This window comes from Pedobacter sp. 05L430 (assembly GCF_056397585.1).
In genome coordinates this window covers 1-17109 of the sequence record NZ_JBFTNT010000034.1, presented here as the reverse complement: position 1 = coordinate 17109, position 17109 = coordinate 1, and the positions used below count along the sequence as shown (strand labels likewise).

10 protein-coding genes and 1 pseudogene are annotated in these 17109 nt (G+C 38.3%); 7 read left to right on the top strand and 4 right to left on the bottom strand.

All coding sequences use genetic code 11. From position 1 onward, the window contains the following. Position 1 precedes the first annotated feature (1 nt). Genes sufD through sufB form a run of 3 tightly spaced genes read right to left on the bottom strand, consistent with a single transcriptional unit; the run spans position 2 to position 3554 of the window. Positions 2 to 1303 carry a Fe-S cluster assembly protein SufD gene (gene sufD / locus AC1DG9_RS08240; protein WP_477634494.1) on the bottom strand — a complete coding sequence of 434 codons (1302 nt, stop codon included), beginning with the start codon at positions 1301 to 1303 and terminating at the stop codon, positions 2 to 4. A gap of 23 nt (positions 1304 to 1326) precedes the next feature. Next, the gene (sufC, locus tag AC1DG9_RS08235; RefSeq protein WP_048904523.1) at positions 1327 to 2091 is read right to left on the bottom strand and encodes a Fe-S cluster assembly ATPase SufC; all 765 of its coding nucleotides are present in this window, start codon (positions 2089 to 2091) and stop codon (positions 1327 to 1329) included. A 17-nt stretch (positions 2092 to 2108) separates the two neighbouring features. Continuing rightward, a complete protein-coding gene (gene sufB, locus AC1DG9_RS08230; protein WP_172663807.1) occupies positions 2109 to 3554 on the bottom strand; it encodes a Fe-S cluster assembly protein SufB in 1446 nt (481 codons plus the stop codon). 171 nt (positions 3555 to 3725) lie between these two features. On the opposite strand from sufB, the gene AC1DG9_RS08225 reads away from it, so the two are divergent. From AC1DG9_RS08225 to AC1DG9_RS08215, 3 genes are all read left to right on the top strand, one after another. Continuing rightward, positions 3726 to 4544 carry a helix-turn-helix domain-containing protein gene (locus AC1DG9_RS08225; RefSeq protein WP_172663806.1) on the top strand — a complete coding sequence of 273 codons (819 nt, stop codon included), beginning with the start codon at positions 3726 to 3728 and terminating at the stop codon, positions 4542 to 4544. Between the two features lie 92 nt (positions 4545 to 4636). Further along, the gene (locus AC1DG9_RS08220; protein ID WP_172663805.1) at positions 4637 to 5488 is read left to right on the top strand and encodes an SDR family oxidoreductase; all 852 of its coding nucleotides are present in this window, start codon (positions 4637 to 4639) and stop codon (positions 5486 to 5488) included. Between the two features lie 6 nt (positions 5489 to 5494). Then, entirely contained in the window at positions 5495 to 6025 is a 531-nt protein-coding gene (locus tag AC1DG9_RS08215; protein WP_337715182.1) for an anthrone oxygenase family protein, read from the top strand. 12 nt (positions 6026 to 6037) lie between these two features. Here the strand turns inward: AC1DG9_RS08215 and AC1DG9_RS08210 are convergent, their stop codons facing one another. Beyond that, entirely contained in the window at positions 6038 to 7567 is a 1530-nt protein-coding gene (locus AC1DG9_RS08210; RefSeq protein WP_337715180.1) for a choice-of-anchor I family protein, read from the bottom strand. Between the two features lie 144 nt (positions 7568 to 7711). Here AC1DG9_RS08210 and AC1DG9_RS08205 point away from each other — a divergent pair, with 144 nt between their 5' ends. From AC1DG9_RS08205 to AC1DG9_RS08190, 4 genes and pseudogenes are all read left to right on the top strand, one after another. After that, positions 7712 to 8533: a hypothetical protein gene (locus tag AC1DG9_RS08205; protein ID WP_337715177.1), complete on the top strand. Its 822-nt coding sequence runs from the start codon at positions 7712 to 7714 to the stop codon at positions 8531 to 8533. A 5-nt stretch (positions 8534 to 8538) separates the two neighbouring features. Further along, positions 8539 to 11055 carry a carboxypeptidase-like regulatory domain-containing protein gene (locus AC1DG9_RS08200; protein WP_337715175.1) on the top strand — a complete coding sequence of 839 codons (2517 nt, stop codon included), beginning with the start codon at positions 8539 to 8541 and terminating at the stop codon, positions 11053 to 11055. A 70-nt stretch (positions 11056 to 11125) separates the two neighbouring features. Beyond that, entirely contained in the window at positions 11126 to 16705 is a 5580-nt protein-coding gene (locus AC1DG9_RS08195; RefSeq protein WP_477634493.1) for a hypothetical protein, read from the top strand. A 91-nt stretch (positions 16706 to 16796) separates the two neighbouring features. Continuing rightward, positions 16797 to 17109: pseudogene (locus tag AC1DG9_RS08190) on the top strand (TonB-dependent receptor); the annotation flags it as partial.

The window sequence follows — 17109 nt, the reverse complement described above, 5'->3', positions numbered from 1 at the left end:
GTTATTGAATTGCTAAATGTTCATAGATAAGTTTAGATACGTAAGAACGTAAAGGTTCCGGCTTGATCTGGTCAACGATATCAGCAGCAAAAGCTTGTAGTAAAAGCACTTCAGCGCTTTCTTTTGKAATGCCCCTTGCCCTCAGATAAAACATTGCTTCTTCATCTAGCTGACCTATGGTGCAACCATGTGAGCATTTAACGTCATCTGCAAAAATCTCTAGCTGCGGTTTTGTATTTATGGTTGCATTCTCTGATAGCAGGATGTTCTTGTTGCTCTGGTAAGCATTGGTTTTTTGTGCATTGGGTTGAACCATAATGCGGCCATTAAAAACGGCCGTAGAGGTATCGTCAGCAATTCCTTTGTATAATTGATTGCTAAAGCAATTTGGTTTTAAATTGTCTATCAGTGTATGGTTATCAGCATGGCTTTTGCCTTTTAACAGGTACAAACCATAAAGATGGGTTTCATTACCAGCGGCATCAAGCACCAGATTCATATTGTTACGTACTATGCCTCCGTTTAGTGTAATGGTTACCGTGTGTACATAGCTTCGTCCAATTTGTCTGATATGAGTGCTGTTTACCTGGCTGGCATTTGCGGTATCATTTTGAATCTTATAATACTCTACATATGCATTCTCTTTAACTACTACTTCCATTACCTGGTTGTTAAAACTGTCTGACGCACCAAGCGTAGTATAGCTTTCGGTTATTTGTAGTCTGCTATTTTCGTCAGCCAAGACCAGACTCCTCGGTTGCGCAAGGGCCGGATTTTGCCTCGCATCTAAAATATGATAGCAATAGACAGGATGTTCTGGTTCTTTGCCCTTTAAGACATGAACGAAAACACCACCATTGATAAAAGAAGTATTTAAGGCATGAATGCCATCGTTTAAGTAATTACTGCTTTGGTTTAAGTGTGCAGCGACTATTTCTTTATATTCTCCCTTAGCAGCTTCTTCAAGGGGCAATACTACAAGGTCTGTGGTGCCGGAACGGATGGTAGAAAGGTTAGCTATAAAGCGTCCATTTACAAACACTAGCTCATTTGCTTGTTTGTAGCCCGGTAATCTGATAGTGTTCACATCCGCCAAAGTAATTGTGGAGTTTTCTGCTATTAGATATTCTTTGTCGAACAGGCTACTTACGTTTGTATATTTCCAGTCTTCATCGCGATATGTTGGAACGCCATCTTTAGTGAATGCATCAAATCCATTCTGCCTCAAATCGGCAATTGTGTCATTCGGATTTGCTTCCTGCAGCTGTTCAAACTGATCTTTAAAATAAGTTATATTGTTCATTGTAAAGTCTTTTAAATGGACTGCTATTGATTGGCAGCTAAATCAACCTCATCAGTGATGAAGTCGTATCCTTTTTCTTCCAGTTCAAGCGCCAGTTCTTTAGTGCCCGATTTAACAATGCGGCCATTGTAAAGTACATGTACATAATCTGGCTGGATATAATCAAGCAAACGTTGATAGTGGGTGATCAGCAATATTGCGCGATCGGGGCTTCTGAGCTTGTTGATGCCATTTGCAACTATGCGAAGTGCATCAATGTCCAGGCCTGAATCAGTCTCGTCCATGATTGCGAGTTTGGGTTCAAGCATAGCCATTTGGAAAACCTCGTTACGTTTTTTCTCTCCACCAGAAAAACCTTCGTTGATGGAACGGCTCAATAAACGCTGATCTATTTCGACCAAAGCCATCTTTTCTTTCATCATCTTTAAAAAAGCAACGGCATCAAGAGGTTCCTGACCAAGGTATTTGCGCTTTTCATTTACAGCAGCTTTTATAAAGTTGGTGGTACTTACACCTGGTATTTCTACCGGATATTGAAAGGCAAGGAACAGACCTTCGCGAGCCCTGTCCTCGGTTGATAGTTCCAACAAGTCTTTGCCTAAGAAAGAAACGGCTCCTTCTGTAACTTCATATTCTTCTCTGCCGGCAAGTACAGAGGCAAGCGTACTTTTTCCGGAACCATTTGGGCCCATAATAGCATGTACTTCCCCTGGTTTAATATCGAGGTTAATTCCTTTTAAAATTTCTCTTCCGTCGATGTTTGCGTGTATATTCTTTACTGATAGCATAATTCTTATAATTTTTTTTAACCTACACTGCCTTCCATGCTGATGGCTAGTAGTTTCTGTGCTTCAACGGCAAATTCCATTGGCAGCTGATTCATTACTTCTTTGGCAAAGCCGTTTACAATAAGAGCCACTGCGGTTTCTGCATCAATGCCTCTTTGTTTGCAATAAAAGAGCTGATCTTCTCCAATTTTTGAAGTAGTTGCTTCATGCTCTACAATTGCGGTTTTATTTTTAACTTCTATGTAAGGGAAGGTATGTGCCCCGCATTTATCGCCTAGCAGTAAAGAGTCGCACTGCGAATAATTACGTGCATTAGTGGCTTGTTTGCTGGCTCTAACCAATCCTCTGTAACTGTTTTGACTATGTCCGGCAGAGATTCCTTTAGACACTATTCTGCTCCTTGTATTTTTACCAAGGTGAATCATTTTTGTACCTGTGTCGGCCTGTTGATGGTTGTTTGTAAACGCCACCGAATAAAATTCACCTATAGAGTGATCTCCTTTTAGGATTACACTAGGATATTTCCAGGTAATTGCTGAGCCTGTTTCGACCTGTGTCCAGGAGATTTTAGAATGATCGCCCTTACACATGCCACGTTTAGTTACGAAGTTGTATATACCGCCCAAGCCATTTTTGTCGCCAGGATACCAATTTTGTACAGTTGAGTATTTGATTTCTGCCTTTGTATGGGCTACAAGTTCTACCACAGCTGCGTGCAACTGATTTTCATCACGCATCGGGGCGGTACAACCTTCCAGATAGCTTACGTAGCTTTCATCTTCGGCGATAATTAAGGTACGTTCAAACTGACCCGCATTTTCTGTATTGATGCGGAAATAGGTTGAAAGTTCCATTGGGCAACGGACTCCTTTTGGGATATAGCAGAACGAGCCATCGGTAAATACCGCAGAATTTAACGCTGCGAAATAGTTATCCGTCATAGGTACTACCGATCCAAGGTATTTTTTTACCAATTCGGGGTGTAGCTGTATAGCTTCGCTGATTGAGCAAAAGATAACCCCGATTTCCGAAAGTTGTTCTTTAAATGAGGTAGCAATAGAAACGCTRTCCATTACCACATCTACAGCTACTCCTGTAAGTCGTTTTTGTTCGTTCAGAGAAATCCCAAGCTTCTCAAATGTAGCCAGCAACTCCGGATCGGCCTCATCAAGGCTGTTCAGCTGCTTTTTAGGCTTAGGAGCCGCATAATATATTATATCCTGATAATTGATTATAGGGTACTTAACATTTGACCATTTTGGTTCCTCTAGCTTTAACCAGTGGTTATAAGCTTTAAGTCGCCAATCCAGCATCCATTCCGGTTCGTTCTTCTTATTCGAGATAAGTCGGATGGTGTTTTCGCTAAGGCCCTTGGCAATTACGTCTGTATCTATGTCTGTTACAAATCCGTATTTGTATTCGGTTAATACGGCCTGTTCCAGAGTATCTGGTTTTTCTTTCATGATAGCCTATATTAATTGTTGAAATATTAATATATATCAAAGATACGGGGTATTTACTATTTGTACAAAATAGTATAAACAGCGTAATGTAATAATTGACAAACAGATTAAGAATTATGACTTTACAAATTATTTGTAATTTTATGCTAACAGCTGAGTCAAACAAATAGAATGAATTGCAAACTGGTACAGCCGCCTGATTATCTTAAAAGATATGTTCGCTACTTCTGGATTTTAGAGGGCGGAAATAATGGTTGCGCACCTACAACATTTGTTGCACTTCCAGATGGGTGTCCGGGAATGATTTTTGGACAGGCAGAGGAGGGGACCTTTTCGGAATCTCATGATTACAAATTGCCGGAAGTGTTTTTATACGGACAAACAACTAAACACACGGAAATCCGTACGGCAGGAAAATTCAATACTATTGGGGTCTACTTTTATCCGGATGCAATAAAATCTATATTTGGGTTTAGTGCTGTTGAAATTACAAATACTTGTTTAGATGTAGATCTGACATCAAAAAAGACGGATTACAACTTATCAGAAAGACTTTTGAATGCCTCATCTCAGGCTCATCAAATAGAACTTATCTCAGGCTACCTGATTAATTTGATTGCTAAAAACAGGAATGTTCCTGATGATTTAACACAGCATGCCGTATCTAAAATGATCAGTTCAAATGGTAATATTACTTTAAAAGAGTTGCAACAGGATTTAAGATTATCTGAAAGAAGTTTTGAGCGGAGGTTTAACCAGCATATTGGTGTCAGTCCGAAATTGTTTTCCAGAGTATGTCGTTTTCAGGCATCTTTAAGTCAGCTGAGAAATAATAAATATAATATCCTTACAGATGTAGCTTTTGAAAATGGCTACGCCGATCAATCTCATTTTATCCGTTCTTTTAAAGAATTTACAGGATTCAGTCCTGAGCAATATCAAAAACAATCAAACGAGCTGGTTGAGAATTTTCCTGAGCTCATTAAATAGCCCATTTTTTATTTAAATAATATTTTATTTAGTGTCGGTTTTGTTCTATTCATGGTTTTGTATAGCTCATAATTTTGGTAAAAAAAGAAATTATGATAGCAATAACAGGAGCAAACGGAAACCTTGGTAAAGCAACTATAGGTTTTCTATTGAAAAAGATTAAGCCAGAGCAAATTGTGGCGATAGTAAGAGATCCAAAGAAAATGGAGGATCTAAAAAATTCAGGTATTCAAATTCGCATTGCCGATTATGATGATCTTGAATCGTTAAATGAAGCATTGAAGGGAGTTGATAAGCTATTGCAAATATCTGCAATAAGTATAGGCGATCAGGGTGTTAAAGAGGAAGCTAATGTGGTTACGGCCGCAAAACAGCAGGGCGTGCAGCATATTGTTTATACTGGTGCTGTAAAGCCAAAATTGGATGCGTACTTTATGGCAACGCAACAATGTTTGGCAACAGAAAAGGCTATTTTGGATTCAGGAATACCGCATACCTTTTTTGGCAATAGTTTGTATATGGAAACTATTCCAATATTTATTGGCGAGGCATTGGAGCATGGCAATATTTACTATCCGGCAGGTAATGGAGCCGTAAGTTTTGTGTCGCGTGTGGATATTGCTGAGGCGCTAAGTAACGTACTTGCAGGTAATGGCCATGAAAATAGGCGGTACGAAATAACGGGTTCAAAGGCTTATACTTTTAAAGATGTAGCTGCAATTTTAACAGCGGAAAGGGGGATAGAGGTTTCTTATGTGAATATCCCTAATGTTGTTTTAGCTGAAGAGCTGGATAAGTTTCAAATGCCGGATGAGCAGATAGTCTGGCAGTTGAGTTTGGCGGATAGCATTAAAGCTGATGAGTTTTCTTATGTAGATGATACACTAGAGGAATTATTGAAGCGCAAACCATTTGAGCTTAAGGAATATCTAAGAAATCTTTAGTAATTTATGGAAAAGTTAAATCGTATGATCTCGTTAACAAATATAGTATTGGTGCTTGCGGGCACCACAACTGCGCTGATGGCCGGATTGTTTTATGCCTGGTCTTGTTCAGTGAATCTGGGTTTGGCAAAGCTGTCGGATGAAGGGTATTTAACTGCAATGCAAGAAATTAACAGAGCGATATTAAATCCGGTATTCTTTGCCGGATTTTTTGGAGCATTGGTGCTATTGCCATTAAGCGCATACCTACATTATGGTCAACCTGTTCAGCTTAAGTTCTGGTTATTGGTTGCTGCGGCTTTGTGTTACATTATCGGCACTTTTGGCGTTACTATTTTTGGTAATGTACCACTTAATAATGCATTGGATACTTTCGACCTGAAATCTGCAACTGCGGAAGCCATGAGGTTGCAAAGGAGTGGCTTCGAGAACACATGGAGCTATTTAAATACCATCAGGGCCGTTGCCGCTACTATGGCCATTGTGTTGGTAATAATTGCTTGTTTGTACCCCAACGGGGCGCAAACAAGCAACTAATAATGAGAATTGTTATATCGTTTTTGGTGTATATACTTTGATTACACCATCGTTTTCACTGCTTACTACCAATAAGCTTTTTTTGGTAGGACTATTTTTTGCAGAAATAAATAGTACTCCTTCAGGAGCATCACCACATTTTAAAAGCTGCAAGAAAACTGGTTTAACCGGATTAGTTACATCATATACTGCTACTGCATCGGCTCTTTCCATACCTACAAAGGCAACTTTTTTGGTTCCAACGGTTCCAATTGTTATTCCTTCGGGCTCAACACTTTTGTCGTCGCTTCTGCCATCATCATAAGTGTTGTTAGTGGCGCATTTAGCATCCAACTCATTTTTGCTGTCGAAAATCTGACTTCCATTATTACCATTCCAAACACTAAACGAACGGGATCCTAATGAATATAATGCATCGAAAACTCCATCACCATTAGCATCTCCCAGGGTTGTTGTAATGTTTAAACGACCAAGTTTACCATCTTTTCTTAATTCGGCAGCATTTGGGAAAGCTGTAGGATCAAGCACAAAATCCTTTACTCTTTTTATTTCTGAGAAGGCATCATATTCTCTTGCATCACCTTCGTTGGCAGTAAATAAGTATGGAGTTCCGTTTTGCTCAAGTACGGCAATAGCATCTGGCATATAAATGCCCTTTACAGGCCATTTTGCAGGAGCAAAGCCACTGTCTTTATCGCTCGGATCTATTTCGTTACCGTCAGTATTGTAATCTTTAAAACCAAGCGGGAATATATTAGTGATGGTTTTAGAAGCGATATCGATTTTAGCTATTGCATTGTTCTCTTGTAAAGTAACCCATGCAGTTTTTGAATCGTCAGAAACTGTAATGTATTCGGGCTCTATATCATTTACAAAGCTTTTGCCCAGGCCAAAGATTCTAAACCCTTTGGCTGTTAATGCAGCTTGTTGACCTATCATAGACGAGAAGTCGATGGTTGTTACCGCGTAATTGTCATTAACAGATATTATTGAGATTGTACCAGCCGGATCACTTGTATAATCGGTATTAGGTTCTCCTTCATTTGCGGTTAAAATGTATTTTCCATCAGGAGAAAAGGTAACCATATCTGGCAACGCACCTACATTAATTTCACTGATTTTACTGTGGTCGGTGGTTTTAAATACGATAACCTTACCGTTTGCTTGTTTGTTGTTAGCCTGGATAGCTGCAGCTAGTTTGGCATCATGCACTGCAACACTGTTAACAGCACCTCCATATGGAGTAACACTTATATAACCAGTGGCTTTCATATTTGATGGATTTGCAAAATCAACAACCTCAATTCTATTAACCTGATTTGGCTCGCCTTCATTTTCATTTTTTACAACAAAGAGTTTATTTGTTGCAGGATCAAATGCAGAGATTTCAGCTGCGCCAAGTTCTCCGATATCAAGAGATCCAATCTCAGCGTATGTGGCCGGATCTTCATTTAAAACAACCTCCTGGTCTGTTGATGGCTTCTCTTTTTTACAGCTGAGTAAACCAATTACAAGGAAACTAAATAGTAGCGTTCTTTTCATGTATCGTATATGTTTAAGCAGCGAATGTATTGTTGGAAGATTACTATTATCTAAGTATAAGATTATGTTATTGTTAAAATAATTTTAGATGTTGTCCCTATTTGGTATTACTTAGTTGTCTTTCATTATAACTAATCAATACCTATGAAATATTCTCAATTCGGATTATTGTTATTTCTTTTGTTTTTATTGACATTTCCTCCTTTTAATTGTTTCGCTCAGCTTCCATTCTATGGGGACATGCGAAGACCTAAAGGGCAAGTACAGTCATTTACTGAGAAATGTTACGAAACTACCGGGGGTATAAATACTTTGGTTCAAAAAAGAAGTTATAGTTATGACTTAAATGGAAAACTGATTGAGCAAAAAATATATGATACGATAGATAGTAACGCCGTCGAGCAAACCATAAGTTATGTGTATGAGGATAAGGAACTCTCAGAAGAGCAAGGGGATGGTGAACATGGCTACAGGATTAAATACATGTATTATGATAGCGGGAAGATGATGGCGAAAAAATATATTTCTGATTCGGTGAAAAGCCTGGAACGTTATGAGTATGACGATAAAAATAATAGGAGCTTACGTGTTTGTTATGATGGATATGGAGAATTAAAGCTTAAGGAAGTTTATAAGTATGATGGCTTAAATAACCTCATACTAAAGGTGTGGAATGATTATGATACGACTTTAAATAGTGGAAGTATAGCCTACTCAATTGAACCCACTTTACTGTTAGGCGGCGAAAGGGCGTATGCTTCAAATGGACATTTAAAACATTCTATTACTTATGAATATGATGATAACAATAATATAGTTCAAGAGATTCGATATACCGGAGGAGGCTTTGTTGACTGGAAGAAAAAATACTCATACGAGTATGATGAGAAGGGTAATTGGTTTACACTCAATAATAAAAATAAAGTAAGTACTTATTTAACCAAAAGAGAGATTAGCTACTATTAAATATTATGAAACGAGCGCTCTACATTCCTTCCTTTTTTGTTGTAATCCTAGTTTTAGCATTTATTCCCCGAGATAATGATCCGGTTGATAAGCTAATTACATCTTTGCAAAAATGGGTAGAAACTAACCCACAGGAAAAGGTTTACCTGCATACTGATAAGCCTTATTATGCAGTTGGTGATACCATTTGGTTTAAGGCGTATGTAACAATGGGGAGCAGGCATAAGCCATCAACCCATAGCGGGATAGTGTATGTAGACCTGATTAACGAAAAAGACTCTATTCAGAAGACGCTTAAGCTTCAATTGACTAAAGGAATGTCGGCTGGTGATTTGATACTAGCAGATGATTTTAAAGAGGGTAGCTATAGACTGAGGGCTTATACGCAATGGATGCGCAATTCGGATAAAGATTACTTTTTTGACCATACTTTTATGATTGGTGATCCCTTCCTTAACACTACAGATGCCAAATCGAATTCCAGGATTGTAAAGAAGGAAACTAAAGAAAAGGTAAGTAAAAAGGCTATTTTAAAAGGCGAACTTTCTGATAGTGCTGTTCAGTTTTTTCCGGAAAGTGGAGATTTAATTAATGGAATAACCTCCAAGGTAGCTTTTAAAGCTATAGGAGTTAATGGCACTGGAATAAGTATTAAAGGCAAAATAAAAGACAATGAGGGTAAAGAAATTGCTGGTTTCTCTAGCTTATATGCCGGGATGGGCGCTTTTAATCTGAAGCCTGAATTAGGGAAGAGTTACATCGCAGAAATAGTTTATCCTGATGGATCAGAAAAACAAGTAATGCTTCCTAAAGTGAGCGATGAAGGTTATGTTGTGTCAATTAATCAGGATAATAAAGATAGTTTAAATGTCAGTATTAAAGCTTCTTCAGGTTTATATCAGTCGGCCAAAACTGTTGCTTTAATCGTACAATCTTCTGGAGAGGTTATTTATTCTTCTTCAATAAAAATAACCAAATCGATAATGTCAATACGACTATTTAAAGGTAGTTTTCCGACAGGAATTGCTCAGTTTACCTTGTTTAACAATGAAGGTGACCCTTTGAATGAGAGGATAGCATTTGTTAAAAGCAGAGATTTAATGCAATTGAAGTTGAACACTGAAAAGACAAGCTATAATACTAAGGAAAATGTTTGGATAGAGATGGAATCAAAGGATCCTTTCGGAAAACCCGTGGACGGAAACTTCTCTGTCACTGTTATTAATGAGGGTAAGGTACCTTTTGACGAGGCCTCGGAAAGTTCAATACTGTCTAACCTATTGCTGAGTTCTGATTTGAAAGGCTATATAGAAAAGCCCAATGATTATTTTATTAATGAAAGCGAAGAAACCAGTAGAGCTTTGGATAACCTGATGTTGACACAAGGCTATAGGAGGTTTGTGTGGAACAGTCTTGGTCGGGCTTTAGCCCCAGTTTACAAAATCGAAAAGTCGGGTATAGAGATTTCTGGAAGGGTAGTTGCCTTAGGAAATAAGCCGCTTGTAAATGCCAAGGTGAATCTACTTTCATTAAATGGAGGCATTATGGAAGATACCAGGACATATTCTGATGGAAGATTTAAGTTTGATGACTTAATATTTAAAGATGGTTTTAAGTTTGTAGTGCAAGCCAGGACGCATGACAATCGAAAAAATGTTGAAGTAATACTAGATAGTGCTCACGTACAGGGTATTACTAAGAATAAAAATTTGCCAGATGTTGGTAATGGCACTAGCACAGATATTAAAGTGTATCTTGAAAATAGCTGGAATCAGGATCAGGCATTACCTAAGTTTGGCAGGTTAAGTCGTGTTCAAAGGCTTAGAGAAGTAAAAATAATAGCTAAAAAAAGGGAAAGTGAAAAACTTGCCCCTCAGGGAATGCTGCAGATTCCGGAAGGGCATGCTGATCAAACCTTTTTTCTTGAAAAACCTGAGGTTTGCGCCAATTTGGGGGTGTGTTTACAAGGAAGATTACACGGAGTGCTTTTCGGGAAGGTGGGAATAGTTAATAATTATCCACTCTCAAGACCTGACCCAATCGATTCAGCGTCACTTATGCAGATTGTACTTAACGGAAGGAAAATCGAGGATCCAATAGAGATTGCAGGAATATTTGATAGTAATGAAATAGATCCCATGGATATTGTTAAAATAGAGGTTGTTAGGAGCAATTTGGCATTAATGGGATTATTGGGGAGAGCTTCTATTCTTATTTACACTAAACGGGATTACATGAAAAATAAAAGATATACGCCAAACATTGTCAATTTTTCGGTAAAGGGTTTTGATAAACGACGTGAATTCTATGAGCCCAGATATGAAAATGGGGATAAAAACAATAAAATACCTGATTTCCGTTCTACAATTTACTGGAATCCTGATGTGAAAACTAATAATAATGGTAAGGCACATTTTGATTTCTATAATGCGAGTGAACCAGGAGTTTACAAGGTTGTTGTTGAGGGGATTAATGCTGCGGGGCAACTTGGGAGGTTGGTTTACAGATACAGCGTGAAATAATTTTAGATGTTGTCCCTATTTGGTTATTCTGAAATGTCTTTGTTTTTAATTACGCAATCACATTTAAACAATGGAAAATCAAAGATCCACCAGACCCCTTAGAATTGCACTGTTGTTATCAGTTCTAACTTTCCTGGCTTTTGTACCAAAAGGGCAGGATCCTATTGAGAGATTAGTAGGCACATTAGAAAAATGGGTAGAAACTAATCCACAGGAAAAAGTGTATTTACATACCGATAAGCCGTATTATGCATTAGGCGATACCATTTGGTTTAAAGCCTATGTAACAGTGGGCAGCAGGCACCAGCTATCCGCTTTAAGTGGAGCAATATATGTGGAGCTGATAAATGAAAGAGATTCAATAGAAAAATCTTTAAAGCTACCTGTTACAGCAGGTATGGCAATGGGCAATTTTGATTTAAGTGAAGAACTTAAAGAAGGGAATTATCGGATAAGGGCTTATACACAATGGATGCGAAATGCAGGCGAAGATTATTTCTATGACCGCACTTTTATTGTGGGCAGTCCGTATAGCAATGAAATTACTTCTAAAATAGATTATAAGTATAAAGTTATTGATAACAAACCAGCAATAACTGCTCAGTTGAATTATAGTGATGATGATGGGAAAGCGATTTCGGGGAGAGTGGTTAGCTATAGGGTTGTATCAAATGGTGAAGCTGTAATCGCAAAAACTGTAAAGACTGATGCTAATGGGAATATTTATATAGATATCAAGAATGATAAGCCTGAGAACTTACGAGGAGCTTATATACAGACTACTATAGAGGCGGATAGTAAATTAAAGATTACTAAAAACTTTGCAATAAAGGCCGGCTTTTTACAAAGTGATGTTCAGTTTTTTCCAGAAGGAGGGATACTGATAAACGGAGTTGCTTCCAGAATAGGTTTTAAAGCCTTGGGGATGGATGGAAAGGGTATTCTTATTAAGGGGAGCATAATAGATGAGCAAGGTAACAGTGTTGCTGATTTTGAAAGTGAACATGCCGGGATGGGAACGTTTAAATTAAAACCCCAAGAGGGAAAAACCTATACTGCAAAAGTAAAGTATCCTGATGGTTCTGAAAGCACTATTGCTTTACCTAAAGCAGAAAATACAGGTTTTGTACTTGCAGTTTATCAACCAAGTAAGGATAGCATATTGGTGAGAGTTAATTTGTCGCCGGTAGCGGTTACACCAGTAAATGTTAGCCTTATTGCGCAGACGGGTGGAGAGACAATTTATGCTACACCCCTTAATATTACCAAATCCATGACCTCTATTTGGTTATTGAAGAAAGATTTTCCGACAGGAATAGCTCAGTTCACTTTATTTAATGAAAGTGGAGAGCCGCTAAACGAGAGAGTTGCCTTTATAAAGAACAAGGACCAGATGAAGCTGGAAATAAGCACGGCAAAGCAGAGCTACAAATCGAGAGAAAATGTGAGTGTTGGGCTACAATCTTTTAATTCAAAGGGTAAGCCGGTGGCAGGAAGTTTCTCGGTTACAGTGGTCAACGAAGATAAAGTGCCTCTGGACGAAAGTAATGAACATACAATACTATCTTCAACATTGCTTACTTCAGATATTAAAGGATACATAGAGCAACCCAATTACTATTTTACTGCTGAAAATGAGTCCGTTAATAAGGAACTAGATAACTTAATGTTGACGCAAGGCTACAGACGGTTTACCTGGAAAGAAGTTTCAAGTGGCTTGTCGGTTAAACCGAAGTTTATTGCAGAAAAATTAGGAACTGTGATCTCCGGAAAGGTAGTATCCCTTGCTAATAAACCTGTAAGTAAAGGGAAAGTAACCTTAATGTCTATGAGGGCTGGCATATTGGAAGGCACAACGACTGATACGGCCGGAAGGTTCAAATTTGATCAGGTAGTGTTAACTGATAGTGTGAAATTTAATATACAGGGACGAACCGCAAAGAATAAAAATAAAGTAGAAGTTATTCTTGACAGCATTCCCGTGCAAAAATTAAGTAAAAACAAAAACCTGCCGGATGTAAATACAGACATTACGGGTACCACTAAAGCCTATTTGGAAAATGGAAGAAAGCAGGAAGAGGTATTGGTTAAAATGGGTAAGCTGGATAGGGTGCAGAGATTACGGGAGGTAAAAATCAATGCAAGAAAAAATAGAGTTGAAAGTTATTCGCCCCAAGGTGCGCTGGTAATTCCTGAAGGGCATGCAGATCAAACCTATATCATCGAAAACCCCCAAATATGTGCAAGTTTTAGGGACTGTATTGAAGGAAGACTAAACGGGATTCAATTTAGAGAGTATAAAACAGAATACGAACGGAATATTTTTTATCCTCATTTTCTAAATACAGATTTGATCCCTCCAGTTTGGATGCCTATGCAGGTTATTTTAAATGGTCGAAAACTTAGTTTTAGTGAAGCAGCGGATATATTTGAGGGGAACTCCCTAGACGCTAAAGATGTTGCTAAAATTGAGGTTGTTAGGCAGAATGCTGCTTTAAAATCATACCTGAATGGAGCGTCCTTGCTAATTACCACCTATAAATCCATGAAAACAAAATACGATCCAAGCATGGTCAATTTTTTACCAAGGGGTTTTAATAAAGCACGCGAATTTTATTCGCCAAGGTATGATCGCCCGGGTTTGAATAATCAGGTTCCTGATTTTCGTTCAACTATATATTGGAATCCTAATGTAAGAACTTTTGATGCAGGAAAAACCACTTTCGACTTTTTTAATGCAGATGGACCAGGGAATTATAAAGTGATTATTGAGGGGATTAATGCTGCCGGGGAGTTGGGCAGACAAGTTTACAGGTATAAGGTTGAGGGTGATGAATTTCAGGCTCAGCAACCACCATCGCATAGCGCAAAAGATATAGTTTCTGCATTGCAGAATTTTCATCATAAACTGCCAGAAGAAAAGGCTTACCTGCACACAGATAAGCCTTATTATAATCTTGGTGACACGATTTGGTTTAAGGCTTATTTGTTTGATCCTTCCTATTTGTCGGCTTCACAAAAAAGTGGGCTATTATATGTTGAGCTTAATGATGATAGTGCTGAGGTGGTTAGAAGAATAAGTATCCCTATGAAGGAAGGTTTGGGCTGGGGACAGATTCCGCTACCTGCAAAGATTTTTCATGAAGGGGGATATACTTTACGGGCTTATACCAATTGGATGCAGAACTTTGKAGATGAATATTTGTTCAACAAACGCTTCTATTTGGGTAAGCCTAGTCAGAATACATGGCTGGTGAAATCGCAGGCAGCCGTTAATAAAGTTGCAGATAAGGATCAGGTTAAAGTAAATATTAACCTGATGCGTACAGATAAAGTTGCTGTTGGATTGCGTGATGTAGGGATTAGAGTGATGGAGGCGGATAAGCTGCTCTTTAAGGATCAATTAAGAACTACTAATGAAGGTGATCTGGCTTTGATGTTCAACCTGAAGGAAAAGGCAGATGGCAAAAATATAAGAATAGAGATTAATAGCCTGACTAAAAATGACGGAAATCAGATTCTAATTGTCCCCTTGAATATTAATCGAGAGCAAAATATTGATCTGCAATTTCTACCAGAGGGTGGAGCGCTTGTAGCGGGACTAAAATCAGTTGTTGGGTTTAAAGCACTTGCCGAAGATGGGAAAGGAGTGAGCTTTGRAGGTGATGTGTATGATAGCAAAGGGAATACCATTGCCTCAATTGCGAGTTTGGTTAATGGAATGGGGTCATTTGAATTTGTACCTAAGGAGGGCGAAATATATTCAGCGAGATTAAATAGACCAATGGAAATGGATAAAAGCTATCCGTTACCTTTGGTAAAACCTGCAGGAACTAGTTTGCATGTGATTAATGATAAGCAAAGTGATTCTCTTGTAGTCAATGTAATGGCTACTCCGGGTGCCATTAATCCTGACAGTATTTATTATTTAGTAGGGACTTCCAGAGGAATAGTTTGTTACGCGGAACAGGTAGATTTTAAGAAACCAAAGCTGATTGTAGATAAAAGTAAATTTGCTACAGGCATTGCACGATTTACATTGTTAAAAGAAAAGCAGCCTTTGAATGAACGTGTGGCATTTATTGATCATCAGGATCAGGCTAAGATTAATGTATTGCCTAATAAAATGTCCTTCTTACAAAGAGATAGTGTTGGATTATCTATAGAGGTGAAAGATGTAAATGGCAATCCTGTAGTGGGAAGTTTTTCTTTATCAGTAACCGATGATTCGCAGGTTAGAGCAGATAGTTTAGGTAATCATGATATTGAAGTCAGCCTGTTGTTAAATGCAGGGTTAAAAGGCACTGTAGAAACCCCCGGGTATTATTTCAATAAAATGGATAAGCAAGCCTGGACAGCACTTGATAATCTTATGCTTACCCAGGGATGGACAGGGTATAAGTGGGAGGATGTATTTAATGAATCCGTATCGCCTAAATTTGCTGCTGAGAAGGATTTTAGGGTGACAGGTAGAGTTACCAATATTCTGAAAAAACCGGTGTCTGGAGCTCAAATGCTAATCTCTTCACAAAAGCCATTTTTTATTACTACAGCAATAACTGATCAACAAGGAGGATTTATATTCACCGCTTTGCCCCCAATAGATTCCGGATCATTTTTTATTCAGGCGAGAACCCCAAAGGGTAGAACTATGAATTTTGGCGAAGTGGAAGTGGATCGTCAAAAGTTTCCTCCGGCCCGCGAAATGTTTCGAAACAAGATGATGCCTTGGTATGTAAATACTGACACTACCCAATTGAATTACGTCAAAAATAAAGCTATTCTATTAAAAGAGGAAAGGCCTGGTGCAAGTGGTATTGCATTAAAAGAAGTGAAAATTATAGATAAAAAGTTAATCAAGGGCTCTTTTAATCAGAATGGGCCTGGTAAAGCTGATTTGATTTTTGATGAAAAGGATATCAAAGAATCTGGTGTTATGAGTTTGTATCAATTGCTCAAGCAAAAGGTTCCCGGATTTCGGGTAATCAACGAGGATGGTTTTGCAAAGATTAAGATGAATCATTATGATGTAACTATTACCGTGGATGGAAGAGGTATACCATTATTTTATAGCGACATTCCTGATCCAAGAGTTGATGACATTAAACAGGATTTGGAGGATCTTAAAATAGCAACTTTTCGTGGTCTGGAAGTAATGTATAGCAGGAAATATACCGCTTCTTATAGTAGAGGAGGTTTTTCTGACGAAAGAAGGATTTCTGGTGTCGGAAAGGCTGATATGGCTGCTTTTGCACGTAATTTTGGTGCTAATGGAGGGGTGATGCCTAATACCTCGAGAAGAGATATTGATGTTGCCTTTATAGAATTGACCACCTACAGTGGAGTTGGCTGGCATAGAATTAACAAACCTGATGTTGGTTACTACCGACCTCTGCCAATTATGTATCCTCAGGAATTTTACAGACCAAAGTATATTGCCGCTAATGTATCAGAGATGAATCCTGATCTTCGAGCTACCATACATTGGGAACCAAACGTTACCACCGATGCCCAGGGAAAAGCAAATGTCTCTTTTTACACCGCCGATATTCCTGGATCTTATACAATTACCATTGAAGGGAGTAATATGAACGGAGTTATTGGAAGCAGACGATATAAACTATTATTACCCAAACCAGTTAGCAAATGATTATCTCTTAATTTTTACACCTAATAAATATTCTCTTCACGATATTTTTTTATATTTATGAAATTCCAACCATCCAAACAAATTAAACCGTATGAAATTTAAAAACGCTCTTAAAATTGCTATTCCTGTTTTTTCAGTGCTGCTAGTTGCAGCTGCTTTTTCTTTTACGCAAAAGGACAACGATCCTGTAGAAAAACTAGTTGCCTCACTGCAAAAATGGACAGAAACTCAGCCACAAGAAAAGGTATACCTTCATACCGATAAACCTTATTACATGGTAGGTGATACCATTTGGTTTAAAGCCTATGTAACCATTGGCAGCAAACATCAGCTTTCGGCACTTAGTGGTGCGGTATATGTTGATCTTTATAACGAGGCAGATTCACTTGCAAAATCATTAAAGC

What these genes read in the sequence shown, in the direction of transcription:
- sufC (WP_048904523.1), bottom strand. Translation starts at nt 2,091, where the DNA reads ATGCTATCAGTAAAGAATATACACGCAAACATCGACGGAAGAGAAATT.
- AC1DG9_RS08225 (WP_172663806.1), top strand. Translation starts at nt 3,726, where the DNA reads ATGAATTGCAAACTGGTACAGCCGCCTGATTATCTTAAAAGATATGTT.
- AC1DG9_RS08220 (WP_172663805.1), top strand. Translation starts at nt 4,637, where the DNA reads ATGATAGCAATAACAGGAGCAAACGGAAACCTTGGTAAAGCAACTATA.
- AC1DG9_RS08215 (WP_337715182.1), top strand. Translation starts at nt 5,495, where the DNA reads ATGGAAAAGTTAAATCGTATGATCTCGTTAACAAATATAGTATTGGTG.
- AC1DG9_RS08210 (WP_337715180.1), bottom strand. Translation starts at nt 7,567, where the DNA reads ATGAAAAGAACGCTACTATTTAGTTTCCTTGTAATTGGTTTACTCAGC.
- AC1DG9_RS08205 (WP_337715177.1), top strand. Translation starts at nt 7,712, where the DNA reads ATGAAATATTCTCAATTCGGATTATTGTTATTTCTTTTGTTTTTATTG.
- AC1DG9_RS08200 (WP_337715175.1), top strand. Translation starts at nt 8,539, where the DNA reads ATGAAACGAGCGCTCTACATTCCTTCCTTTTTTGTTGTAATCCTAGTT.